General features: G+C 30.3%; 20 protein-coding genes. 11 read left to right on the top strand and 9 right to left on the bottom strand.

The genetic code is table 11. The features are described 5' to 3' along the window. Positions 1–132 precede the first annotated feature (132 nt). The 3 genes from ISP08_RS00555 to ISP08_RS00565 all read right to left on the bottom strand — a co-directional run bounded on the left by ISP08_RS00555 (position 133) and on the right by ISP08_RS00565 (position 2,828). Entirely contained in the window at positions 133–1,116 is a 984-nt protein-coding gene (locus tag ISP08_RS00555) for a DUF418 domain-containing protein (RefSeq protein ID WP_195718945.1), read from the bottom strand. A 253-nt stretch (positions 1,117–1,369) separates the two neighbouring features. Beyond that, positions 1,370–2,104 (bottom strand): ABC transporter permease, encoded by a 735-nt coding sequence (locus ISP08_RS00560; protein WP_195718946.1) that lies wholly within the window; start codon positions 2,102–2,104, stop codon positions 1,370–1,372. Beyond that, positions 2,082–2,828, bottom strand: a complete 747-nt coding sequence (locus ISP08_RS00565; RefSeq protein ID WP_195718947.1) for an ATP-binding cassette domain-containing protein — start codon at positions 2,826–2,828, stop codon at positions 2,082–2,084. Before ISP08_RS00565 ends, ISP08_RS00560 begins: the two co-directional genes overlap by 23 nt. Before the next feature lie 620 nt (positions 2,829–3,448). Between ISP08_RS00565 and ISP08_RS00570 the strand changes: the two genes are divergently transcribed. After that, positions 3,449–4,516 carry an acyltransferase family protein gene (locus ISP08_RS00570; RefSeq protein ID WP_244138704.1) on the top strand — a complete coding sequence of 356 codons (1,068 nt, stop codon included), beginning with the start codon at positions 3,449–3,451 and terminating at the stop codon, positions 4,514–4,516. Between the two features lie 194 nt (positions 4,517–4,710). On the opposite strand, the gene ISP08_RS00575 is transcribed toward ISP08_RS00570, so the two are convergent. The 4 genes from ISP08_RS00575 to ISP08_RS00590 all read right to left on the bottom strand — a co-directional run bounded on the left by ISP08_RS00575 (position 4,711) and on the right by ISP08_RS00590 (position 9,172). Further along, positions 4,711–5,658, bottom strand: a complete 948-nt coding sequence (locus ISP08_RS00575; protein ID WP_195718949.1) for an NAD-dependent epimerase/dehydratase family protein — start codon at positions 5,656–5,658, stop codon at positions 4,711–4,713. A gap of 85 nt (positions 5,659–5,743) precedes the next feature. After that, entirely contained in the window at positions 5,744–7,639 is a 1,896-nt protein-coding gene (locus tag ISP08_RS00580) for a glycosyltransferase (RefSeq protein ID WP_195718950.1), read from the bottom strand. A 39-nt stretch (positions 7,640–7,678) separates the two neighbouring features. Next, positions 7,679–7,939, bottom strand: a complete 261-nt coding sequence (locus tag ISP08_RS00585) for a hypothetical protein (protein WP_195718951.1) — start codon at positions 7,937–7,939, stop codon at positions 7,679–7,681. 615 nt (positions 7,940–8,554) lie between these two features. Further along, a complete protein-coding gene (locus ISP08_RS00590; protein ID WP_195718952.1) occupies positions 8,555–9,172 on the bottom strand; it encodes a TetR/AcrR family transcriptional regulator in 618 nt (205 codons plus the stop codon). A 141-nt stretch (positions 9,173–9,313) separates the two neighbouring features. Here ISP08_RS00590 and ISP08_RS00595 point away from each other — a divergent pair, with 141 nt between their 5' ends. The 4 genes from ISP08_RS00595 (at position 9,314) to ISP08_RS00610 (ending at position 15,082) form a co-directional block, all read left to right on the top strand. After that, on the top strand, positions 9,314–10,699 hold the full coding sequence (locus ISP08_RS00595; protein ID WP_195718953.1) for an MDR family MFS transporter: 1,386 nt from the start codon (positions 9,314–9,316) through the stop codon (positions 10,697–10,699). Between the two features lie 334 nt (positions 10,700–11,033). Further along, the gene (gene alsS, locus ISP08_RS00600) at positions 11,034–12,698 is read left to right on the top strand and encodes an acetolactate synthase AlsS (RefSeq protein ID WP_195718954.1); all 1,665 of its coding nucleotides are present in this window, start codon (positions 11,034–11,036) and stop codon (positions 12,696–12,698) included. Between the two features lie 57 nt (positions 12,699–12,755). Next, positions 12,756–13,460: an acetolactate decarboxylase gene (budA, locus tag ISP08_RS00605; protein WP_048792888.1), complete on the top strand. Its 705-nt coding sequence runs from the start codon at positions 12,756–12,758 to the stop codon at positions 13,458–13,460. Between the two features lie 17 nt (positions 13,461–13,477). Continuing rightward, positions 13,478–15,082 (top strand): L-lactate permease, encoded by a 1,605-nt coding sequence (locus ISP08_RS00610; protein WP_195718955.1) that lies wholly within the window; start codon positions 13,478–13,480, stop codon positions 15,080–15,082. 321 nt (positions 15,083–15,403) lie between these two features. Here the strand turns inward: ISP08_RS00610 and bla are convergent, their stop codons facing one another. Next, the gene (gene bla / locus ISP08_RS00615; protein ID WP_195718956.1) at positions 15,404–16,255 is read right to left on the bottom strand and encodes a BlaZ-like penicillin-hydrolyzing class A beta-lactamase; all 852 of its coding nucleotides are present in this window, start codon (positions 16,253–16,255) and stop codon (positions 15,404–15,406) included. Positions 16,256–16,630: 375 nt separating this feature from the next. On the opposite strand from bla, the gene ISP08_RS00620 reads away from it, so the two are divergent. From ISP08_RS00620 to lrgB, 5 genes are all read left to right on the top strand, one after another. After that, complete coding sequence (locus ISP08_RS00620; RefSeq protein ID WP_195718957.1) at positions 16,631–17,647, top strand: hemolysin family protein; 1,017 nt, start codon at positions 16,631–16,633, stop codon at positions 17,645–17,647. A gap of 382 nt (positions 17,648–18,029) precedes the next feature. Then, positions 18,030–19,781 carry a sensor histidine kinase gene (locus ISP08_RS00625; RefSeq protein WP_195718958.1) on the top strand — a complete coding sequence of 584 codons (1,752 nt, stop codon included), beginning with the start codon at positions 18,030–18,032 and terminating at the stop codon, positions 19,779–19,781. A gap of 2 nt (positions 19,782–19,783) precedes the next feature. Beyond that, positions 19,784–20,551 carry a response regulator transcription factor LytR gene (locus ISP08_RS00630; RefSeq protein ID WP_195718959.1) on the top strand — a complete coding sequence of 256 codons (768 nt, stop codon included), beginning with the start codon at positions 19,784–19,786 and terminating at the stop codon, positions 20,549–20,551. Positions 20,552–20,671: 120 nt separating this feature from the next. Then, the gene (gene lrgA / locus ISP08_RS00635; RefSeq protein ID WP_195718960.1) at positions 20,672–21,115 is read left to right on the top strand and encodes an antiholin-like murein hydrolase modulator LrgA; all 444 of its coding nucleotides are present in this window, start codon (positions 20,672–20,674) and stop codon (positions 21,113–21,115) included. Next, positions 21,112–21,813 (top strand): antiholin-like protein LrgB, encoded by a 702-nt coding sequence (lrgB, locus tag ISP08_RS00640; protein ID WP_195718961.1) that lies wholly within the window; start codon positions 21,112–21,114, stop codon positions 21,811–21,813. The genes lrgA and lrgB overlap by 4 nt, the downstream gene beginning before the upstream one ends. Positions 21,814–21,907: 94 nt before the next feature. Here the strand turns inward: lrgB and ISP08_RS00645 are convergent, their stop codons facing one another. Continuing rightward, positions 21,908–23,104, bottom strand: coding sequence for an MFS transporter (locus ISP08_RS00645; RefSeq protein ID WP_048792896.1), 1,197 nt, complete (start codon positions 23,102–23,104; stop codon positions 21,908–21,910). 170 nt (positions 23,105–23,274) lie between these two features. Here ISP08_RS00645 and ISP08_RS00655 point away from each other — a divergent pair, with 170 nt between their 5' ends. Next, positions 23,275–24,144 carry a LysR family transcriptional regulator gene (locus tag ISP08_RS00655; RefSeq protein WP_411847789.1) on the top strand — a complete coding sequence of 290 codons (870 nt, stop codon included), beginning with the start codon at positions 23,275–23,277 and terminating at the stop codon, positions 24,142–24,144. The last annotated feature ends 98 nt before the right edge of the window (positions 24,145–24,242 follow it).

A 24,242-nucleotide genomic window follows, 5' to 3' on the forward strand; every position in this document is an offset into this window, starting at 1 on the left:
AATTAGAATGAATTAAAATTTGTAATACAAAATCTTTAATCGTTGCATCTATGTTAAGGATATTTATTTTAATAATATTATTAAAAACGACCTTAAGTAATCATAATTACTTGCGGTCGTTTTTGATAAGCTTTAAAGATAGTCATTCAATGAATGTTTCTCATACCTTACATTTTTGTAAGTCCATTTTCTCCATAATTTTTCTAATGGACCTTGCTTAAATTTTGCTAACCATGTTGTTGAAATAATTATTAAAAACAATAATATAGGCAGTCCGTAAAGAATTGATTCTGTAGGTTTAGGGTAATCAATGCCAGTTATTTTTAAAGTAATAATGATAAACAATACTTGTAAAATAAATAATGTAAATGCCATTTTTCCTACTTTTTCAAAGGGTTTTAATAATTTTTGTACGGGTGTTAACAGTGTTAAATAAAGCAATACGATAAAGTACACAATAGATTGGAAAGGTGTTACTAATGACCGTGTTTGTTGTCCATCATACATACCTAATAGATGTAAACTGATTAAGATAAGTATAATGATTACGGAAATGCTTAACGTTACTAAGAAAAATTTCTTGTTTTTTTGTAGATAATATATTTTTTTGCTTTCACTTAAATAAAGACCAAATAACATTAGAAACATTATATTTAAAGAACTGCTATTAAATATAGCGATGTTGGTTGAAGTATATAACAGTACTACAAGGGAGAGTACTAATATAATCCACTTTCGTTTGATTAATGTGGCAAACATAATGATAAAGCCATAAAACGCATAAGCTGAAAATGGTAACTCATAAAGCAATAATGGTAATCCTATAACAAATAAAAATAGTAATCTTCGAAACATTAATTTAAGGGGAGATAAATTTTTATATTTAGCATTATTCATAAATATGCCCATGCCAATACCAAACAACATTGTAAATAAGCTAATAAATTTCTCATCTATAAAAATGTTGAAAAATGAGTTTATAGTTTTGTCAGTCTCAGAAAAAGTCGGCTTTGTACCTTCAATTATAGGTAAGACTTCATGCATATTAACAAATATAACTGTGCAAATAGCTAATCCTCTAATAATATCTAATCCAACAATTCTCTGTTTAACCACTATTATCCCTCTTTCTTTTATGATTATAGTGTGATTATAGTAAGAAAAATGCGGATTATATTGCTTTTGAGGTAACAATTTTACGAATTAAACGAACAAAATTGTAATGTTTAGTTGTAAAAAGGATTAACATTTTTTAATTTTAATAAGAGTTAGACTGAAGAGAACTATTTAGAAGGTATATTTGTAGACTATCGACATGATGTTTCTAAAAATATAGATTTCAATTTCCATTTGGCTTTTTATCTTTAAGTTATTTACTAAATTTAAATTTCCCTTTTGATACAATTAATACCAAATTAATCACTGTATAAATAAAAATTGCCACAAAATGTTTATAGTATGAAGTGAAATTATTTATATCTGCAACAGCAGTAAATACGCCAAGAGAAGTTCTAAAAGGGGAATACATTGAAATAGCACTTAATATTGGTTTTGAATCATCGAATGGTATAACTAATCCTGAAAAAAATAAACAAATAAAAAAGACTAATATACCTATAGCTTGTGCTGTTCTTGGAGATATATTTAAAGTTGCAATATTATAACCGATAGCAAAAAAATTAAATAATATAATTACATAAACAAGTAAATATAAAAAGTGGAATTTTAAAGTAACTGGGTAAATCATAAAATTTAATAAAACAACAATAGCAGTTATGAGTATTGCCAATATAAAAGAAGAAAAAACATTTAATATAAATCTATCAAAATTATTAATTGGTAAGATTTGATCACGTTTAGATGTTTTAGATATTCTTTTCTCAATTATTGTCATTACTAAACCCATCAATCCTAAATTACCTAATAAAAATACAACATTAAATAGTATGGACATATCATACCCAGATAAAACTTCATTATACTTATATTTTCCAAATGCATCTCCATAAATAAAGACTAATAAAATTGGCAATATGATACTGAAAAAAGTTGCAAAAGGTTCTCTTATATAAGACATCACTTCATTTTTTAATAAGCTTTTCAACTAACTCTTTCCTTTCCCATATATCTAAATATAACTCTTGCAAATCTGTATATTCATAATCTATTGCTAATAAGGTGCTTTTTATATCTTTTCGTTTACCTGTTAACAAAAAATTTCCGGCATACATGAATATAAAATTATAATTATATTTTTGACATTCTAATATATTATGTTCACTAAAAATGATTGTCACATTATTGTCTCTAACATAATCATCTAAAAATATTCTTAATTCATCTCTCAATTTTGTATCTATCCCTGTAAATGGTTCATCAAGTATTATATACTCAGGTTTATTTATAAAAGATAACGCCATTAATACTCTTCTTCGTTCTCCGCCACTTAAAGAATTTCCTATTTTGTTTAACAACTCATCCAATTTAAATATATTAATTATGTAGTTCACCCAATTTTTTTCAACATTATATAAATCCATATACGCATTTATTTCTTCCTTAACTTTCAACCTAGGTCTCAATACATTTTCTTGAAATACGACTCCTGTTTTTTCTAATATTGAATTTGATAAAGTTTCAGTTTTACCAAAAATAATTTGTCCTTTTTGTATTTTTTTTAATTTCAAAATAATTTCTAGTAATGTTGTCTTACCTGCGCCATTTTCCCCAACTAAGCAATAAATATTTCCTTTTTCAAATTTAAAATTAATATTAAATAAAACTTGCTTGGTATTATATGAAAATGATAAGTCTTTAACAGTTATCATGATATTTAATTCCTCTCAAATTCATAAATAATTTTACCTTCATCGTTAATCGTTCCTTTTAAGTAATTTGTTAATATTATTAAGATAATAGCATTAATATAATGTTATTAATTTACTATTCAGGATATATTATTTACTTCTATAAGCTTGTTAGACTTAATGAATAATAAAAATATATATTCAGCCGTTTGGAGGGGGAAGTGAAAATAAATGAACAACACCAAATAATATTGAAACCGTAATTGCTGCGTTATTTGATAAGATTTATCCTTGTTAGATGAGTTGCTAAAAAAGCACACTACCAAATTTTAATTCATAACATTTCAAAATTAAAAATAGTAGGTATACTATGTACTAAGTTAATCTAGTTATTATTTTCAAACACTTTTCATCCAACTCTTTATAAACATAATCCCGCATCTTATTGTAATTTCACTTCTTATATAATCAGTTAAGTTACCGAAAATACCTCTAATCAATTTCATTTTAGATGCTGTATCCAATTTTCATTAAAATAATTGCATTAATGAATTATAATATTATATAAAGATAATTATTTTATTATAAGTATAATTTTTTATGGTAAAATAAAGGGGTTAAATTAAGAATTGATGTAAAGGATGAATAAATTGAATAAGAAAATAGAGATTACATATGCCAGGGCTTTTTTCTGTATATCTATAGTTGCACTGCATTCGTTTCCAGGATTAATTAATGATCCAAATACTTCAGAATTTAGTAGGTCATTAAATTCATTTTTAAGAATATTATTATTATATGCTACACCATCGTTTATAATTTTATCGGAAATATTATTATCAATGAGATATTCTACCGGTTTACCTAAGAATTTTTTCATTAAAAGAATAAAGCTTATATTAACACCTTATATTTTGATTGGTGCCTTTTTCTCATTAAACATTTATTTAAGTTCAAATGAATCTAGAAGTTATATTGAAATATTTACAACTTATGTTTTACATGGTAGCTGGTATGGCTGGTTTGTAATTGTTATTTTTCAGTTTTATATATTACATGCTTTGTTCTATAAGTTTTTAAACAAAGTTAATCCTTTAATTGTACTTGGTACAACTTTTTTAATCAGTTTTACTCATTCATGTCTAGCGTATGTACATAATCCTTATTTACAATGGTGGATAGATTTTTATCCAGTTTACTCCAGAACTGCCATTCCTTATTGGCTTTTTTATTTTACATTTGGTTATTATTTAGGTGTAAACTATGAGTATGTAATGAATTTAGTCAAAAAGTATATATGGGTTCTTTTTGGATTATGGATTTTATCAACTATTCCAATTATTTGCATATATCATTTTATGGATGTAACATATGCTCAGTCTAATAGGTTTGATATCATGTTATATACAGTTTTTACCTTTTTAATTGTTTTGTATGCAATGCAGTCTCTTGAGAAGTTTAAATTAACTTTATTATTATTTATTAGCGAAGTATCATTTTTTATATATATGTCTCATCCATTAATAAATGCACATTTATCTAGAGGGCTTGCATCATTTGTCGACATACCATTAATATTTTTAGCATTAATGATTTTATTCACACTTGGCTTTAGTATAGGTATTGCACTGTTATTATCGCATTTACCTTTTTCAAAATTTATTATAGGTCGGAATTCCTTTAATGAAATGCTCAAAAAAAATTACTAATAAAATATAAAAAACACACTAAACAATTTATTATTGTTTGGTGTGTTTTTATATTTTGTTCATTGTTACAAATCGTCTTATATTTGACTACTAAAATAGCATTTTAAAGTTAAATGCTATTTCTGAAAAGAACTGTTGTATTAAAGATTCCGTCCATTATAATAATTTTCTATTTGCTGGGTACATCTTAGTATTCACTTTTCATCTAAAGTGCTTTCATTATATTTTAAATACTCTCTTATGCCTTCTTTAATTGTATATTGCGGAGAGTATCCTATTTTTTGTAGTTTAGTTACATCAGCATATGAATATTTTATATCACCTTGTCTTTCTTCCTTATATTCATATGGTATTGTATAATTATAATTTTCTTGAAAAACATCAAACACTTCATTTAAAGTTGTTTGTTTTCCAGTTCCGATATTAAAAACTTCTCCATGTACGTTATCATTATTCAAGACTAGCCAAAATGCTTGTACTAAATCATTTATATACACAAAATCTCTGGTTTGTTCACCATCTCCAAAAAATGTAAATTTTTGATTTTCAATAAATTTTTGATTAATTATAGAAAGTACTCCAGAGTAATCAGATTTAGGGTTTTGTCTCGGACCATATATATTGAAAAATCTTAAAGATATAGTAGGTATATTATATAAATCATTATACATTTTTGTATATTGTTCACTAGCATATTTTTGTATAGCATATGGTGATAAAGGATTAATAGGCGAATCAACTGATTTAGGCAACCCATCTAGCTTACCATAAACTGCTGCTGAAGAAGCAAAAATAACTTTTTGTATATTCGGATTATATTCCTTAATACAATTTAACAAATTTAAAGAAGCATCTATATTAACTTCATTAGATTGCACTGGTTTTTCTATTGTTTCAACCACACTTACCATAGCAGCCAAATGTATTACATATGTGTACTCAAATTTTTGAAACAAACTTTCAATATATTCAAGATCAGTTATATCTTTTATGTGAATATTACTTTTTGGAATAAAAGGAATATTTTCTAAGTTACCCGTAGATAAATTATCTATAATATGAACTTCAATATTGTTATCTACTAATTTTTTTGCAATATGGGACCCTATAAAACCAGCCCCGCCAGTGACTAATGCTTTCATTTTATTTCCCCCTGATAAATAAAGATTACTTATATTATAAAAATATATCTTTTATTATTCAAAATTTACTGGTAATCCAATCTTTTTATAACTTAAAACTAAGATTATCATGATTTTCAGTAAAATATGGTGTGCATTTTTTATTGCTTAATGCGTTTATATTAATTTCCTGTCTATTATTACCAATTCTAATATCAAAATATTGAGACTCATACTGTATAGATAAGCTCAAATCATAAATTTCTTTTGCTTTAAATTTTTTTGCGTCAAAGCTTACTTGAAGAGTATATAAATCATCTTTGACTGATATTATTTTAGGGTTCAAAGTATCATGCTTTTTTTGTTCTAAATCATTAAGTGTAGACCTATGATAGAAATTCGCTTTAAAAATAGGGTCAATTTGATCCATTGAATTTAATTTAACGTCTATATTTATTTTATAATTCAATTTGTTGAGTTTTGAATTCGTTACATTTAACAATTTGGCTGAAGGGTTAAATCTCACAGAATCTTTATTGAGACTTTCGAATAAATTAAACCATTCATCAGAAAATCTTTTGTTTGAGTATAATTTAGCTTTTTCTATAGCATTATTTGAATATTGATCCTTTTGTTCTCGAGATTTACTTAAATATTTTATAATAATTTTTGAAAGGTCTTCTATATTTCCTTCTTCTACTAAAAAACCATTCTTATCATGATCTATCATATCTGATGGTCCATATTTTATATCATATGCAATTATAGGTGTACCGTTTGATAAACTTTCTTGAATTGACAATGGAAAGCCTTCGTAATAGGAAGTATTTAATGAACATTCTGCTGATTGTAAAATTTCATCGACATTTGTAGAAAAACCTTCCAATTTAACATTTTTATTTAAATGCAATTCATTAATTAACATTTGAAGTTTGTTCTTTTCATCACCGTCGCCATATATTTGAAGGATTGCATCAGGTATTGATTTTACGACGGCTTTAAAAGCTCTTATACAATGCTCTAATCTTTTTTCAGAATGCAACCTTGCTATTATAACCACTTTGTTATTTACTTTGTTCTTTTTTATAACAGGTAATTCTATTGAATGAGGAATTACATAATAGTTATTTCTATAACCAAATCTATTGATTATATCGTTTTTTTGTTTCTTAGTTAATAAAACTAAAGCATCAACTGCATTTAAATTATTTAAAACAGGTCTATTTCCGGTACGAATTATATCTGTTCCTGGTCTAATGTGAATGCTGTGAGACATAAATATTTTTTTAGCTAGAGGATTATCAAGTTCTAATAATGTTGGGTCTTGACCACGAGTTTCACTAACTAAATAAGTAATAGGCTCTTTGATAAATAAATTTATAAAATATTTTTTGAATTGATTGAAACTACTGAATCTTTTTGTTTCTTCTTCAAAAAGTATTATACTTTTAATTTGATTAGACTTATTTAATGCATTAAATTCCCTAGTTAAAAAAGAAGTTTGATCTTTTCTATAAAAAACCTGTCTAGATAAGTAACCATTCAAATAATTGTTTTTCATATATAAATATCCATTGTTATCTAAAATATCTTTACTGAAACAATTATTACTCTCAGTAAAATGCTTAACTTCTTTTATATGATTTCCATTATAAAGTATTTCAAGTTCTTTCATCCCATTTTTATAATATTCAAATGTACTCTCATTGATTTTTACAGAAATATAATTGTCTATTTTAATAGTGTACTTTGTATTCGGGTAGTTTACATGTCTTTCCCTAAAATAATCGTTAATATTATAAATATCTGCTTTATCCCATAAGTCATATCGATCATTAATCAAGCATCTAGCTTCCTCGAAATTCTCATCTGCATGAAAAGTTAGTATAGTAGTTGTTACATTTTTTTGTTCATGTAATATCCTGGCTTTATTTAACATGGAAGCAGTTAATCCACCATGTTTTTTATCTAATCTACTAGTTATAAAAACTATATTATTCATAATTAGTAACCCCTTATAATTTTAATTATTGAAGTCGCTTTATTCTATATAAGCGCTTATTTTTCCGTTATCAATTTGTAAAAAACTTAATTTTTGTGGTTTAGTTATGTCATTCTTTACTTTCGATACAAAATATCCATTGATAAATAATGATGGTGCTGAATTAATAATTTTTACTTCTCCTTCTAATGTTTCATAATCTTTATAAATGGATTCAATTAGTGCTGAATTACTTACTAGGTCTTCATTATCCAAATATAAAAATTTTTCATTTTTATAGTTGTAAAATTCCATTTCCATACTCCCACTCCCTAATTTATTAAAAACTATTAAATTAAAACTGTAATACCAAGTTTTAAAACCATTGCGCACGAGTCTAATACTTCATATCCAATGATGTATTTAAAATGACTATTTTAGAAAAGTTTTGGTTTGTTTAATTTAAAGTCTTTGGTATCTGACTTTGTTATTAAATCACTATATAGTATTACAATTTCCCCTGATAAGATGTTTCATTTTTTAGTTCTAAATCTATGTAACCCTCATGTGCAAATACAATTGCAACTCCCAAAATTGCAACTAATAAGACAACATCTAAACTTGATAAGACGCTTTTAATATATTCTCCCCCAGTCTTTTAGCACCTGCTTTAAATTATTTTATTAATTTATTACCATCATTCTTTTAATATTTACTTTATATTATTATATTAATTTATTTCGCAACTCATTTCTATATATTTTTTAAATTAATTAAAAAACGTATTGCTTGATTTAATACGTCATTTCTTTAACTTATATATTACAAACCAGAAATGTCAAAATAGCTCAGGTAGTTAATTATTCCTCATAGTCATATAGCAAACCCCCGTTAAACTGACTTGTAACTGTCAATTTAACGGGGTTTATTAGTTTGCTATTTAGTTTTTAGGCCATTGATTAGTAGAGCGATGCCGAAATCAAAGAGTTCTTCTTCGCCTAATTTTTCGAATATATTATTTTGATAATAGTAATTTAAATAAGGAGCAATTGAATTGCTCCAATTTGATTTATTGAGTTGATTCTGTTTGGCTTGATCGTCGAGTTGAAGTTGACGATCGATTTGAAATGTAAGAATAAAGTTTATAAAGACATTTACGAAATAAAATTTTTGTTCACGTTTAATATCTAATCCATCTACAATCATCAATAAGTTGTCTAGCAATTTGGTGTAATTAATTTCAGTAGGTGGATAAATAAGCAGTAGCCATTCCAAGTTTGGGTATTTTTTTAAAGTGCTTAAGATGCTGTAAGCGTATTGCTTTAATTTATCATCTACATCATTGGCGTTAATTGGAAAATCGACTTCCGACAGTGCTTTACCTATCATTGCTTGAAATATGGACTCTTTATTTTTGTAATAATGATAGAGTGAAGAAATGGTAGTGTTTGAGGCCGCTGATAATTTACGCATAGAAAATCCATCTATACCTTCTTTTTGCAATAATTCCCAGGAAATATCGATAATCTGAGCCTTTTTATCTTCTTTGTTCATTTATAGCAACTCCTAAGTACATATTATCTCTATTTTAACTGAAAGCTGAATATAAGTTAAATCGTAATTGATATAAAGTTGACAGCTTTTTGTAACGGTGTTACATTTATTTTGTTACAACGTTACAAAAAGGAGATTATTATGGCTGAATTAAAATTAAGTAAAGTGTTGCCGTCTGTACTCACAATTTCTATAGGTATGTTACTTGTCATGATGGATACTACAGTTATGAATATAGCAATTCCACATATTAAATCATCATTTCATATAGCTTTAAACACTGCCCAATGGTCAGTTACGGTTTATACGCTCGCAATGGCATTGGTCATTCCATTTGCTGGTTTTCTGGCAGATAAATATTCACCAAAACGAATATTTTCATTAGCTTTAGTATTTTTTACTATTGCATCATTGTTAATTGCTATTTCTACTAGTATCGAACAATTAATTTTATATAGAATTATCCAAGGTTTAGCAGGAGGAGTCATTGGCCCAATTGGAATTGCTATGTCATTTAAGACGATTCCTATGGAACATCGCGGAAAGATGATGAGTATATTGGGGTTACCAATGTTGTTGGCACCTGCATTGGGACCAACGCTTTCAGGGTGGATTATTGAACATTATGATTGGCATGTTGTATTTTATATTAATATTCCAATAGGCATTATTGCAGTTATTATGTCACTGACATTACTGCCATATTTTGAAACGAATCCAACAGCACGTATCGATTGGTTAGGGGGATTGATCTCACCGTTTACGTTTCCTGTGATTATATACGCAATACATGAGTATTCACTTCACTATCAATTTGATATTAAGATTATTACTACATTTATGTTTGGAATAATTATGTTGGCTTTATTCGTAATCGTTGAACTTAAATCTAAAAACCCTTTATTGTATTTAACAGGATTTAAAACGCCTGAATTTACTAAGGGATTAATTTTAATGTGGTTAAATCAAATAGCGATATTTAGTTCGATGTTGTTAGTTCCTCTGTATTTACAAAGTATTGGAAACTACTCATCACAAACCGCTGGCATGATTATGGTTAGCCAAGCTATAACGAGTTTTATAGGTATGACAGTGGGTGGCCAACTATTTGATAAATTTGGTACTAAATCTGCAGCGCTACCTGGTTTTTTACTAACAACCATAAGTATTGTGATGTTTACACAATTGAAAGAACATACGTCATCTTTTTATATTATAGTTGGGTTGTTGATTTTAGGATTAGGACAAGGTTTGGTTAATATGCAAGTGAATAATCATGCGCTGAAGTCTATGCCGCCACAGGTTATGAATAGAGTGACACCATTATCCAATGAAATGTTACAAGTAGTGAATTCATTTGCAATCGCATTTATTACTGCATTTTTTGCCAGTCAAACTAAGGGCAAATCGAGTACTTTAGAAGTAGTTCATGCATTTAATAATAGTTTCTATATATTACTTGTATGCACAGTGATAGGGTTTGTTTTGACATTATTCTTAAAGCAAAAAAATCCAAATCATTCATAATTGAATATTAAAAAGTAAGCCATCCTCTCTTAATGATGAGGATGGCTCTTTCTTGTCTGAAACATTACTTTTTTCTATGAGATAAATAGATAACATGTATTTTATTTATGTGTTTACACGTTTTATAATTACATTGTAATCAATTTACAGCGCAAAAAAATCGTTATTTACCAGCAATGGTTATCAGTTTTATTTAGGCCTAATTTAAAACAATAACGTTGGAATTTTCATAAAAACGAGTTGCGTTTGAATTTTTAATAAATTGTAGAGTTAATGATTTATTTACCTTGCAATGATTTTATAAATTAAACAGGCGAAAGGAAATGAATATAAAATGGCTGACAAACAATATACTGCAGCAGATATGGTAATTGATACTTTAAAAAATAATGGGGTGGACTACGTATTTGGTATCCCTGGTGCTAAAATAGACTATTTATTTAATGCACTTGAAGATGACGGTCCAGAATTAATCGTCACTAGACATGAACAAAACGCAGCAATGATGGCACAAGGTATTGGTCGTTTAACAGGTAAACCAGGTGTTGCCTTAGTTACAAGTGGCCCAGGGGTAAGTAATTTAACTACTGGACTTTTAACAGCAACTTCAGAGGGAGATCCTGTATTAGCGTTAGGTGGACAAGTTAAACGTAACGATTTACTACGTCTAACTCACCAAAGTATTGATAATGCTGCATTATTAAAATCTTCAACAAAATATAGTGAAGAAGTTCAAGATCCGGAGTCATTGTCTGAAGTTATGACTAATGCGATGAGAACAGCAACTTCAGGTAAAAATGGTGCAAGCTTTATCAGCATTCCACAAGATGTTATATCTTCACCTGTTGAGTCACAAGCAATTTCACTTTGCCAAAGACCTAATTTAGGTGTACCAAGCGAACAAGATGTAAATGAAGTGATTGAAGCGATTAAAAATGCACAATTCCCAGTATTATTAGCTGGTATGAGAAGTTCAAGCGCAGATGAAACGAAAGCAATTCGTAAATTAGTTGAAAAAACAAACTTACCTGTAGTGGAAACATTCCAAGGTGCGGGCGTTATTAGTCGTGAACTAGAAAGTCATTTCTTTGGTCGTGTCGGTCTATTCCGTAACCAAGTAGGTGACGAATTACTAAGAAAAAGTGATTTAGTTGTAACGATTGGTTATGATCCAATTGAATACGAAGCGAGCAATTGGAACAAAGAATTAGATACAAAAATTATTAATGTTGATGAAGTTCAAGCTGAAATAACAAATCATATGCAACCAGCAAAAGAATTAATCGGAAATATTGCTGGTACAATTGAACTTATTTCTGAAAAAGTTAACGAACCATTTATCACTCAAGAACATTTAGATGAATTAGAAACATTAAGAGAACATATAATAGAAACTACTGGTATTAAAGCAACGCATGAAGATGGCGTATTGCATCCACTAGAAATTATTGAATCAATGCAAAAAGTATTAACAGATGACACAACTGTCACTGTAGACGTAGGTAGTCATTATATTTGGATGGCGCGCAAATTTAGAAGTTATAATCCAAGACACTTACTATTCAGTAATGGTATGCAAACATTGGGTGTGGCATTACCATGGGCCATTTCAGCTGCGTTAGTACGTCCGAACACACAAGTTGTGTCAGTAGCAGGTGATGGAGGTTTCCTATTTTCTGCACAAGATCTAGAAACAGCAGTGCGCAAAAACTTAAATATCATCCAATTGATTTGGAATGATGGTAAATATAACATGGTTGAATTCCAAGAAGAAATGAAATATGAACGTAGTGCTGGTGTGGACTTTGGTTCAGTAGACTATGTTAAATATGCTGAATCATTCGGTGCTAAAGGACTACGTGTTACAAACCAAGAAGAATTAGAAGCGGCGATTAAAGAGGGATATGAAACTGAAGGACCAGTATTGATTGATATCCCAGTTAATTACAAAGATAACGTTAAACTTTCTACAAATATGTTACCTGATGCATTTAACTAATATGGAATCACACGGGAAAAATGATTAATAATTTTCAAAATAGGAGTGAATGAAGTTATGACTAACATACTATATCAACACGGCACACTAGGTTCATTGATGGCAGGCCTTTTACAAGGTACTGCTTCAATCGATGATTTATTAAAACATGGAGACATTGGTATTGCTACTTTAACAGGGTCAGATGGTGAAGTAATCATCGTTGATGGTAAAGCTTATCATGCTAATGAACACAAAGAATTTGTTGAATTAAAAGGTGACGAACTATCTCCATATGCAACTGTATCAAAATTTACACCTGATAAAACATATAGCACGAGTAATAAATCTTCATCAGAAGTTTATGATGAAGTTAAAGAAAAAATGTTAAGCGAAAATTTATTCTCTGCCGTTAAAATTTCAGGTACATTTAAAAAAATGCATGTGCGTATGATGCCAGGACAAGAACCACCATATACAAGACTTATTAATTCAGCGAATAGACAGCCTGAACAAATAGAAGAAAATATTAGAGGCTCAATTGTAGGTTTCTTTACGCCAGAATTGTTCCATGGTATTGGTTCAGCAGGATTCCACGTACATTTTGCTAATGATGACCGTAATTTCGGTGGACATGTATTAGATTTTGAAGTATCTGATGTTACTGTGGAAATTCAGAACTTTGAAACGTTCGAACAACATTTTGCAGTTAATGATGAAGCATTTACAAATACTGAAATTGACTATAAAGATATTGCCAATGAAATCAGAGAGGCTGAATAAAGGAGAAGCGAGTATATATGTTAGTTGAAAGCTTTAACCCATTTAATAATTTGTTACTTTCTAGTATTGTAGCCGCAATTCCAATCATAGTATTTTTATTATGTTTGACTGTATTTAAAATGAAAGGTATATATGCCGCAATTACTACATTAGTTGTCACAATTATTGTTGCGATGGCATTTTTCAAATTACCAGGAAGCATTGCAGGTGGTGCGACTTTAGAAGGCTTCTATCAAGGCATCATACCGATTGGCTTTATTGTAATCATGGCGGTTTGGTTATATAAAATCGCTACAGAGACTGGTCAATTTGGTATTGTCCAAGACAGTATTGCAAGTGTGTCACGAGACCAACGTATTCAATTATTATTGATTGGTTTTGTCTTTAATGGATTTTTAGAAGGTGCTGCAGGATTTGGTGTACCTATTGCCATTTGTGCGGTTCTATTAACACAATTAGGTTTCAAACCATTGCAAGCTGCAATGTATTGTTTAGTCGCTAATGCAGCAGCAGGTGCATATGGCGCGGTAGGTATACCCATCGCCATTGTAGACACATTGAATTTATCAGGTGATGTAACATCATCTCAAGTAGCATTAATTGGTAACTTAACGTTAGGATTTATTAGTTTTGTTGTACCATTTTTATTAATGTACATCATGGATGGCTTTAAAGGTGTGAAAGAAACATTCCCGGCTACTTTAGTTGTGGCAGTTACTTTCACAGTTTTACAAGTGCTTATTGCTGCTTTTGCTGGCCCAGAATTAGCCGATATTATCCCGGGTCTGGCAGCCATGATTGCATTAGCATTATTCTCTAGAAAATGGCAACCTAAAAATATTTTCAGATTTAATAAAGATGAAAAAGCTGATACTACGCCTAAACATTCTATTGGAAGCATCACTTATGCATGGAGTCCGTTTATCATTTTAACTATTGTAGTAATGATTTGGAGCTTACCAGCATTTAAAGGGTTATTTGAAAAAGGTGGTGCCTTAAGTGCGCTCGTTGTGAACTTTGATGTGCCGGGTACGATGAACAACGTTACGCATCAACCGAACGAACTAACATTTAATTTCTTTGCGCAAACAGGAACAGCCATTTTAATTACAGCATTGATTACGATTATCCTTGCGAAAAACATAAGTTTTAAAACGGCTGGTCGTTTACTAGGCCTTACGGTTAAAGAACTATGGATTTCAGTGATAACAATTTGCTTTATTTTAGCAGTGTCAAAAATCACAACATATGGTGGACTTAGTAACGCAATGGGACAAGGCATATCTAAAACTGGTGCTGTATTCCCATTATTATCTCCGTTACTAGGCTGGATTGGTGTATTTATGACGGGATCAGTCGTAAATAATAATTCACTGTTTGCACCTATTCAAGCATCTGTTGCCGAACAACTTGGCACAAAAGGATCATTACTTGTGGCAGCAAACGTTGCTGGTGGTGTCACAGCGAAGATTGTATCACCACAATCTATAGCAATCGCTACAGCAGCTGTAAATAAAGTAGGTAAAGAATCGGAATTGATGAAAATGGCGATGCGTTTCAGTATTGGATTATTGATTTTAGTATGTATTTGGACATTTATTTGTAGTTTATTCATCTCATAAATGAGTTTGATTAATAATATTTAATGGTTCATTTTTGAAATAAATACAACTCGCAGGTCCCTTTTCGTAATATGAATTGCGTCAAAATAAAGGTATTAAGTGTTTAACGTGAAACATTTTTGAAGGATATGTTGAAATGACACTTTTAGTTGTTTAGCCTTATGAATCAATGGGCAAGACTAGTTTCTAAACGATGGGTCCTCGAGCCAGTCAAACTATTCGTAGTACTTCGTAAGTAGACGATAGCTTGATTCATAAAACCCAATCATCCTAAATATTTATAAATAAGCCCAACACCATTCAGGTGTTGGGCATTATTTTTTATTTACTAATATTTTTTAAAACAACTTTAGCTACTTCACTTACTGTTTTATCGTTAGGTTTAGCATCTTTCTTATCTTTATTTGTAAATATAACTAAAATGATAGGTTTATCTTGTCCTTTTGGATAAACAAAGGCAACATCATTTCTTGAACCGTATGTTAGTGCTTGACCACTTTTATCTTTAACTTTAAAGTTTGAAGGCGCGCCATCTTTTATTAATGTATCACCACTTTTATTTTTCAACATTAAATCAAGTAAGAAATCCTTGTTCGTTTTGCTAAGTTTGCCATCGGTAATAAGTTTATTCAAAGTTTTACCATAGGCTAATGGCGTGCTTGTATCTCGTTTATCTTTTGGTGCATATAAATTTAAGTTTGGTTCTTTTCTTGATGGATGTGTTGTTGTATCACCTAGATTTTTCAATCTATTTTTTACTTTTTTATAGCCGCCCAACTCGTCAATAATTTTATTATTAGCTGTGTTATCGCTATATAGCATGTTCGCTTCTATAAGCTTATGTAATGTTATGTCTTTTCCAATATATTTTTCTAACACTGGTGAATATGGAACAATATCGTCTTTAGTGATGTGAATTTTTTTATCTAACTTGTTGTGAGGTGTTTTTTTAAGTAGCATAGCACTACTTATAGTTTTAAATGTGGAAGCATAAGCAAAGCGTTTATCTTTATTAAATGACAATGCTTTACCATTTTTAGTGTTAAGTGCGTACATACCTAGGTTAGCGTTATGTTTTTTCTCGATTTTCTTAATTTCATCGTTAGTTGATTTTTTAGTACTACAAGCACTTAATAACAATGCTAACGCGATTAAAAATAATAATTTTTTCAAATTTACTCCTCCTAAATATGCCAATTGAAATCTATAAGTTACGTTACCCTCCTTTAATAATAGTATAAATAATTATTCAATATAACTTTGATAAAGAACAATGTGTTTTTCCTATTTATAAATTGATGGGGAACGACGTTATTACTTAACAATTCAAATAGCTGCATAGTTAAAGGGAGCAGATATAAATGATGAAAGCCTTTATATCATTAGTTTAAATAAAATAAACACTGTTTTTTAAAAGTTGATAGGTAAACTATAATGTAGTGCTGAAATTATCAATAACAAGAATTTTTTATATTTTGAACCATTAAACGAATTTGGTATAATTAGTATAGTAGCTAAGCTACAATATTTTATTTTGGAGGAAATTTATTGGGGACCTTATTTAGTCTTATTACTTTTATATTACTATTAGTCCTGACTGCATTTTTCGTAGCGACGGAATTTGCTATTGTCAAAGTTAGAGCAACTAGAATCGATCAATTGTCAAAAGCAGGAAATAATAAAGCTGTGGCGGCTAAGAAAGTGGTTAATCAATTAGATGAATATTTAGCGGCTTGTCAATTAGGTATTACTATCACAGCGTTAGGTATTGGTATGGTGGGTGAATCAACATTTGAATTTATGCTTCATCCATTATTCAGTAGTGTGGGTGTGCCTGATTCTTGGATATATCCATTTACTATTGCTAGTGCATTTGTAATTGCGACATTTTTACATGTAGTAGTTGGAGAAATGGCACCGAAGACAATCGCGATACAAAAGGCAGAAGCTACCACATTGCTATTCGCCAAACCAATCATCTTTTTCTATAGGCTGATGTATCCATTTATCTATATTTTAAATGGTGCAGCACGCATTATTTTGAAGATGTTCCGTATGAAACCTGCGAAAGAAAGTGAAGTCTTTCACTCTGAAGAAGAGTTAAAGCAATTAATTCGTGACAGTCACGAAGGTGGCGAGATTAATGAGAGTGAGCTTCATCATATTAACCAAGCTTTCAAATTTGATAATTTAGTCGCAAAAGATGTAATGATTGAAAAACCGTATGTAAAGACGCTTGATATTAACACACATTTTGAAGAAGCAATTCAAAAAATAAAAATAAATGCTTTTACAAGATATCCCGTAATGAAGAATAATGAAATAGTAGGATTTATTCATTCTAAATCATTGTTTAACGTGGAACAGCCTACTTCCCTAGAAGATTTTGTTAATCCAATTGTTAATATCAAAGTGGAAACACCATTGAAACATATTTTAGAACAAATGAAGAAGAAAAAAATTCATATCGCTGCAGTTTATGATGCTTCGGAATTCAAAGGTATTATTACATTAGAAAATATTCTTGAAGAAATAGTTGGCGATATTGAAGATGAGTATAATTAACATGAATTTAGTTTTATATAATTATTAATATAACTTTTAGCCTCGCCATCTAGATTTAGATGGTGAGGTTTATTTTGTTATTTTTGAAATATTTAACATAGATAAATCTTATTTGAAAACTACTTACAAAACACACCATAACTTTATTACTTATTTTAAAATCCATGAGTTATATCGTGTTCCTCTATTAAGGCTCCCCGCACACTTCCTTCTATATATAAATTCCTTTCCGGATAAGCCAACATTCGATACAATTATACGTGATAATTCTTGATATAATGATAAGTATGATTTATTCATGTATATGTCTAAGAATGAATATGCTCAATATATTTTAGCTATTAATATAAATAGCTCTATAAAAAAATGATAAGGATACGTTATGTTAAATTTATTTATACTTCTACTTGAACGCGTAGGCTTAATCATACTGATTGCCTATATTTTAATGAACATTAATCATTTTAAAACAATGATGAACGAGCGTGACAAGCGACGTTCACAATGGCAATTAATTATTATTTTTGGTTGTTTTTCTATGATTTCAAACTTCACAGGTATACAAATACGTGGTGATGAAATTATTAATGGCACGGTTTATAACCATCTTGGTCCTGATGCATCTTTAGCCAATACACGTGTATTGACTATCGGTGTTTCTGGGCTTATCGGTGGGCCGTTTGTAGCAATGGCGGTTGCTTTAATTTCAGGTATCTATCGTGTTTACATTGGTGGGGCAGACGCATATATCTATTTAATTTCTTCTATTATAATAGCGATTGTTTCTGGTTACTTTGGTCATAAGGCCATGCGTGCTAACCGTTATCCTACGATTGTAAAAGGTGCTTTAATTGGAGGCACTACTGAAATTATTCAAATGCTGTGTATTCTCGCTTTTTCAAATAATACGGAACATGCTTGGACATTAGTTAAACTCATAGCTATTCCAATGATTTCTATCAATTCTATCGGCACTGCCATATTCTTATCTATTATTTTATCTACAATTAAACAAGAAGAAAAAACACGAGCGATACAAACGCATGATGTATTACAACTTGCTAATCAAACGTTGCCTTATTTCCGTTCTGGTTTGAATGAGCAATCAGCGAAAAAAGCTGCTGAGATTATTCTTGATTTAATGCGTGTGTCTGCAGTTGCTATTACTAATCGTAAAGATATTTTGACCCATGTAGGCGTAGCAAGCGACCATCATGTGGCTCAAAAAGCCATTATTACTAATTTATCTAAACGCGCCATTCAATCTGGCACTTTAAAAGAAGCATATTCTAGCGAAGACATCGGTTGTAATCATCCAGGTTGTCCTTTAGAAGCGGCTATTGTTGTACCTTTACGGGTGAAAAATGATGTAGTAGGCACTTTGAAATTATATTTTACAAACAAATATGATGTGAACTTTTCAGACAAACAGTTAGCAACGGGACTTGCAGAAATCTTTTCCAGTCAACTTGAATTAGGCCAAGCGGAAGCGCAAAGTGCATTAATTCGAGATGCCGAGATTAAATCACTACAAGCACAAGTTAATCCGCATTTCTTCTTTAACGCAATTAATACTATTTCAGCATTAGTACGCATTGATAGTGAAAAAGCACGTGGATTACTTTTACAATTGAGTCAATTTTTCCGATCAAATCTGCAAGGCGCGCGCAACAACACCATTTCTTTAGAAAAGGAACTGCAACAAGTTGAGTCTTATCTATCTTTAGAGCAGGCACGCTATCCAGACCGTTTTAATGTATCTTTTGATATTGATGAAACTTGTTATGGTGCTCTTGTACCACCTTTTGCTATACAAATACTTGTTGAGAATGCCATCAAACATGCTTTTAAAAACAGAAAATATAATAACGAAATTATTGTTAAAGCACACAAAGCTCAAACTGGCTTAGTTATTTCTGTAACTGACAATGGCCACGGCATTCCTACTGAAAAACTTGATAAAATTGGCAAAACCAGTGTTTATTCGGAATCTGGTACTGGTAGCGCACTCGAAAACTTAAATCACAGATTAGAAGGATTGTTTGGTTATGATGCAAGTCTTCAAATTCAATCTAATCAACACGGTACAACTGTGAGTTGCACAATTCCGTATCATAATATAGAGGAGGAATAAATTTGAAATCAATAATTGTAGATGACGAACCTTTAGCACGTAATGAACTCCATTATTTACTAAATCAAATTCGTCACTTTGACAAAATTGATGAAGCTGAAAATGTTTCTGAGACATTAGAATTGTTACTTTACGATGATTACGATGTTATATTTCTTGATATTAATTTGATGGATGAAAGTGGCTTGGACCTTGCAAATAAAATAAAGAAAATGAAACACGCGCCTTTTATCGTTTTTGCGACAGCACATGATACATTTGCTGTTAAAGCTTTTGAATTAGATGCCATTGATTATATTCTTAAGCCCTTTGAACAACAACGTATTGCGCAGGCAGTTCATAAAGTGGAGCTTGCCATGGGTCACACTAGCGAACAAGATAATGATATTGATTTAACAGCTTCAATAAGTAGTGAAAGTAGTCATGAAGATGCTAGAGCAAGAAAAGTTTTACCTATAGAGGTAGATGAACGCATTCATATCATTAATTTAAATGATATTATTGCATTTTCGGTGAATAATGGCATTACTACCATCAATACAACACTTGGAGATTTTGAAACGTCAGAACCGTTGAGTCATTACGAGAAGAAAATTGAAACAGAAAAATTTATGCGTATTCATCGGGCGACTTTAATTAATAAAGCACATATACAAACAATTGAGCATTGGTTTAATTACACATATCAACTTACAATGACCAACCAATTAAAATTCCAAGTTAGCCGTTCGTATATGAAGACGTTTAAACAGATGATGGGATTATCTTGATAGTCACATTTCAATTAATGCATTTCAGCTCCAACGTGTCGTAAGTCACATTAAAATCACACTATGGAAATCGCTTTCATTTTATAATTAACTCAAGATCAATTTGGGAGGCAATTTAAAATGGAAGCAGAAAATAAACAACATAAAACAGAAAGTAAAAGTTCTAAAACTTATAACTTTTTCCATCAAGCGCTTGTTATAGCTATCGTTATGTTTATTTCAAATATTATCGAAAGTTTTATGCCAGTACCAATGCCAGCTTCAGTAATTGGACTCGTCCTATTATTCATCGCTTTATGCACTGGTATTGTTAAACTAGGTGAAGTTGAAAAGGTCGGTACAACATTAACTAATAATATTGGTTTCTTATTCGTACCCGCAGGTGTCTCGGTCATTAATTCATTAGGGGTGTTAAGCACTAGCCCAATCCTAATTATATTATTAATTATCATTTCAACATTGCTCTTGTTGTTATGTACAGGATTTTTATCTCAGATGATTATTACGAAATCATTTATTCCGAAAAAATCAAAACATAAAAAATTGGCGGAGGATAAATTATGATTGAACATTTAGCGATCAACACACCTTATTTTGGTATTCTTCTATCTTTAATACCTTTTATTATTGCAACGTTTTTATTTAAAAAAACAAATGGCTTTTTCTTATTCACACCATTATTCGTCAGTATGGTGGTCGGCATCGCCTTTTTAAAATTAACAGGTATTGACTATGCAAATTATAAAATTGGTGGAGATATCATCAATTTCTTCTTAGAACCAGCAACAATATGTTTCGCTATACCATTGTATAAACGTCGCGATGTCTTAAAAAAATATTGGAAACAAATAATAGGTGGCATTGCCTTAGGTACAACTGCTGCACTTGTTTGTATTTACCTTATTGCAGAAGCATTCCAATTTTCTAATGGCATCATAGCGTCTATGTTACCTCAAGGTGCAACAACGGCCATCGCATTACCCGTATCAGCAGATATAGGTGGTATCAAAGAATTAACATCACTAGCGGTTATTCTAAATGGTGTTATTATATATGCATTAGGATCTAAATTGATTAAATTATTTAATATAACAAACCCAATTGCACGTGGTTTAGCACTTGGAACGAGTGGCCATTCATTAGGTGTTTCATCTGCACAGGAATTTGGTGAAACAGAAGCCTCTATGGCATCAATTTCACTAGTCATTGTTGGTGTTATTGTTGTCGTCGTTGCGCCAATATTAGCTACAGTTTTATTATAAAATGACTAAAATTAGCATTCAGAAAAAAACAAAACGCCTCATCTCCGATACAATTTCAGAGATGAGGCGTTTAATTTATTTCTATTTGAAATATCTAATGACTCGCTTTAGGTAAACTTACTTTTCTGCCATGTATAAAATGATAAATAAAGAAAGTAACGATTAATAGTATAGCCATTATAATGTACATATTTCCTAAACCAATATTACTAGTAAACAGTCCTAATATATAAGGACCAAAGCCCAAACCTAAATCTAAACCAATAAAGAAGGTTGAAGTGGCACGGGCAATTTTTTCTTTCGGTACGACTTTAACAGATACCGATTGTGAAGTTGAAGTGATATTGCCGTAGCCTAAACCTAGTAATGCACCGCCAATTAATAACATCCAAGATGAATGTGAAAATGCAATGACTAAGAAACAGATAGCTTGAAATATAATGCTAGTATAAATAACTACATTTTCATTTCTAGCGTCCATTAATCTACCGCAAACGGGTCTTGAAAAAATTGAAACAATTGCATACACAATGAAAAAGTAACTAGAAGCTACAATTAAATCTCTCTCTAGTGCAAAATCTTTAATATAATTAAGAATAGAAGAGTAAGAGAGACCTGCTATAAACACGATAATTGCGATCGGTACAGCTTCTTTTGCGATAAAGTCTGAAACTTTAAAACCTTTATCTTCTGCTGTTCTAGCTATTGTTTCGAATGGCACTTTTAAGATGATTGCTAAAATTAAAGAAATAAAACTTAAAACAAAATTAAGTCCAAAAATAACTTCTATTGAATATTGTTGCATTAATAATAAACCTAAAAATGGACCAATAGCTGCGCCAAGCACCATACTTAAACTGAAAAAGCTAATGCCTTCACCTTTTTTAGTTTCTGGCGTAATATATCCTGCTATTGAGCCAGTTGAAGTAGTACATACGCCAAATGAAAATCCATTAACGATTCTAACAATGATTAAAAATAATAAAGAAGATTCTACAAAATAAAAAATACTCGTAACTGTAAATAACACTGTGCCAATTAAGAGTACCTTTCTAGGGCCTAAACTATTGATATATTTTCCCATAACAAATCTACCGATAAGAGATCCTACTATAAATAAACCTGCTACAAGACCAGCCGAACTATCCGATGCATTAAATTGAGACTGTGCATATCCGGCAATTAATACTATAAGTAAATACATATTTAAATTAACCAAAAAGTTAACTATAAAGTTCATTGTGAAATTTTTGGTCCAAATCCGTTCCGTATCCATTCCACTATTTTCCATAAATATTGACTTCCTTTCTACTTGCTACTAAGTTTTCTCAAAAAATAAAACCAATATATATATTGTCTGCCCAGATTGACTAAAAGTAAAATAGTTTTTAGTATATATAATATATAAGTAATTACTTATACTATGAAGGAGGGAACCTCATTAACCGTAACTATAAGTACATTGAAACGATTATTAATGAAGGCACAATCACGAAGGCGGCTAATAAACTCTATGTTTCGCAACCCTATCTAAGTAGTTTTATAAAAAACATAGAAACTGAGTGGAATATCATTATTTTTAATCGAAAAAAGCATCCACTTACTTTTACGCCGGAAGGAGAAGTTTATTACAAATATTTACAAGAACAAGAGCGACTTTATCACGATGTAACGCGAAAAATCACTAACATTTCAAATTTGAACTCTGGTTTTTTAAATATAGGTATAACACCTACGTTAGCATTCCATATACTGCATAAAATTTTGCCCAAGTTCATGAATGTTTTTCCGAATATTAAAATAAACTTAGTTGAAGGTACTTCTCAGGATATTGAAAACCAAGTATTAGAAGGCAAAGTAGATTTATGTTTAAACACGCTACCTTTATTGAATAGAAACATCCAATACACTCAAATCTATACGGAACCGATTTATTTGGTCGTGCCACCACAACACCATTTATATAAAAGAATACAACAAAACGAAGTAAATTCAACTGAAATCATGTCACTCATATCACACGATCACTTTATTATTTTAAAAGATAGGTATGGACTAAAGCAGATTATTAATAAAGCTTTAGAAACATACGACATTTACCCTAACGTTATTTTAGAAACTTCTAACGTCGATAATGCGCATCGTCTTGCCATATCCGCAGGAGTTCTGACATTTATACCCAGCAGTTCTATAGAACATAATAGCGATGCCATTTACGTAGAACTAAACCAATCATTTACAAACACTGTTGTTATTGGTTATAAAGACACCAAAAATTTAACTAAAGTTTGTGATGAATTTATCTCCTTAACACTTAAACAGTTTAATTAGTTGTTTTCAGTTGTGTTACCTATGAGCTAGTTGGTGTATTAGGGAGTATGTGAATTTGTTTTTCCTGTATGACACTTTGAAGATGTTAACGAAAAGGA

The sequence above is a fragment of the Staphylococcus lloydii genome, from assembly GCF_015775975.1.
In the GTDB taxonomy this organism is placed as follows: Bacteria; Bacillota; Bacilli; order Staphylococcales; family Staphylococcaceae; genus Staphylococcus; species Staphylococcus lloydii.

Bases quoted from the DNA above. Each gene is read 5' to 3' on its own strand.
- alsS (WP_195718954.1), top strand. From the start codon at position 11,034: ATGGCTGACAAACAATATACTGCAGCAGATATGGTAATTGATACTTTA.
- lrgB (WP_195718961.1), top strand. From the start codon at position 21,112: ATGATTGAACATTTAGCGATCAACACACCTTATTTTGGTATTCTTCTA.
- ISP08_RS00575 (WP_195718949.1), bottom strand. From the start codon at position 5,658: ATGAAAGCATTAGTCACTGGCGGGGCTGGTTTTATAGGGTCCCATATT.
- ISP08_RS00645 (WP_048792896.1), bottom strand. From the start codon at position 23,104: ATGGAAAATAGTGGAATGGATACGGAACGGATTTGGACCAAAAATTTC.
- ISP08_RS00565 (WP_195718947.1), bottom strand. From the start codon at position 2,828: ATGATAACTGTTAAAGACTTATCATTTTCATATAATACCAAGCAAGTT.
- ISP08_RS00625 (WP_195718958.1), top strand. From the start codon at position 18,030: ATGTTAAATTTATTTATACTTCTACTTGAACGCGTAGGCTTAATCATA.
- ISP08_RS00590 (WP_195718952.1), bottom strand. From the start codon at position 9,172: ATGAACAAAGAAGATAAAAAGGCTCAGATTATCGATATTTCCTGGGAA.
- budA (WP_048792888.1), top strand. From the start codon at position 12,756: ATGACTAACATACTATATCAACACGGCACACTAGGTTCATTGATGGCA.
- ISP08_RS00585 (WP_195718951.1), bottom strand. From the start codon at position 7,939: ATGGAAATGGAATTTTACAACTATAAAAATGAAAAATTTTTATATTTG.
- ISP08_RS00610 (WP_195718955.1), top strand. From the start codon at position 13,478: ATGTTAGTTGAAAGCTTTAACCCATTTAATAATTTGTTACTTTCTAGT.
- ISP08_RS00570 (WP_244138704.1), top strand. From the start codon at position 3,449: ATGAATAAATTGAATAAGAAAATAGAGATTACATATGCCAGGGCTTTT.
- ISP08_RS00595 (WP_195718953.1), top strand. From the start codon at position 9,314: ATGGCTGAATTAAAATTAAGTAAAGTGTTGCCGTCTGTACTCACAATT.
- ISP08_RS00580 (WP_195718950.1), bottom strand. From the start codon at position 7,639: ATGAATAATATAGTTTTTATAACTAGTAGATTAGATAAAAAACATGGT.
- lrgA (WP_195718960.1), top strand. From the start codon at position 20,672: ATGGAAGCAGAAAATAAACAACATAAAACAGAAAGTAAAAGTTCTAAA.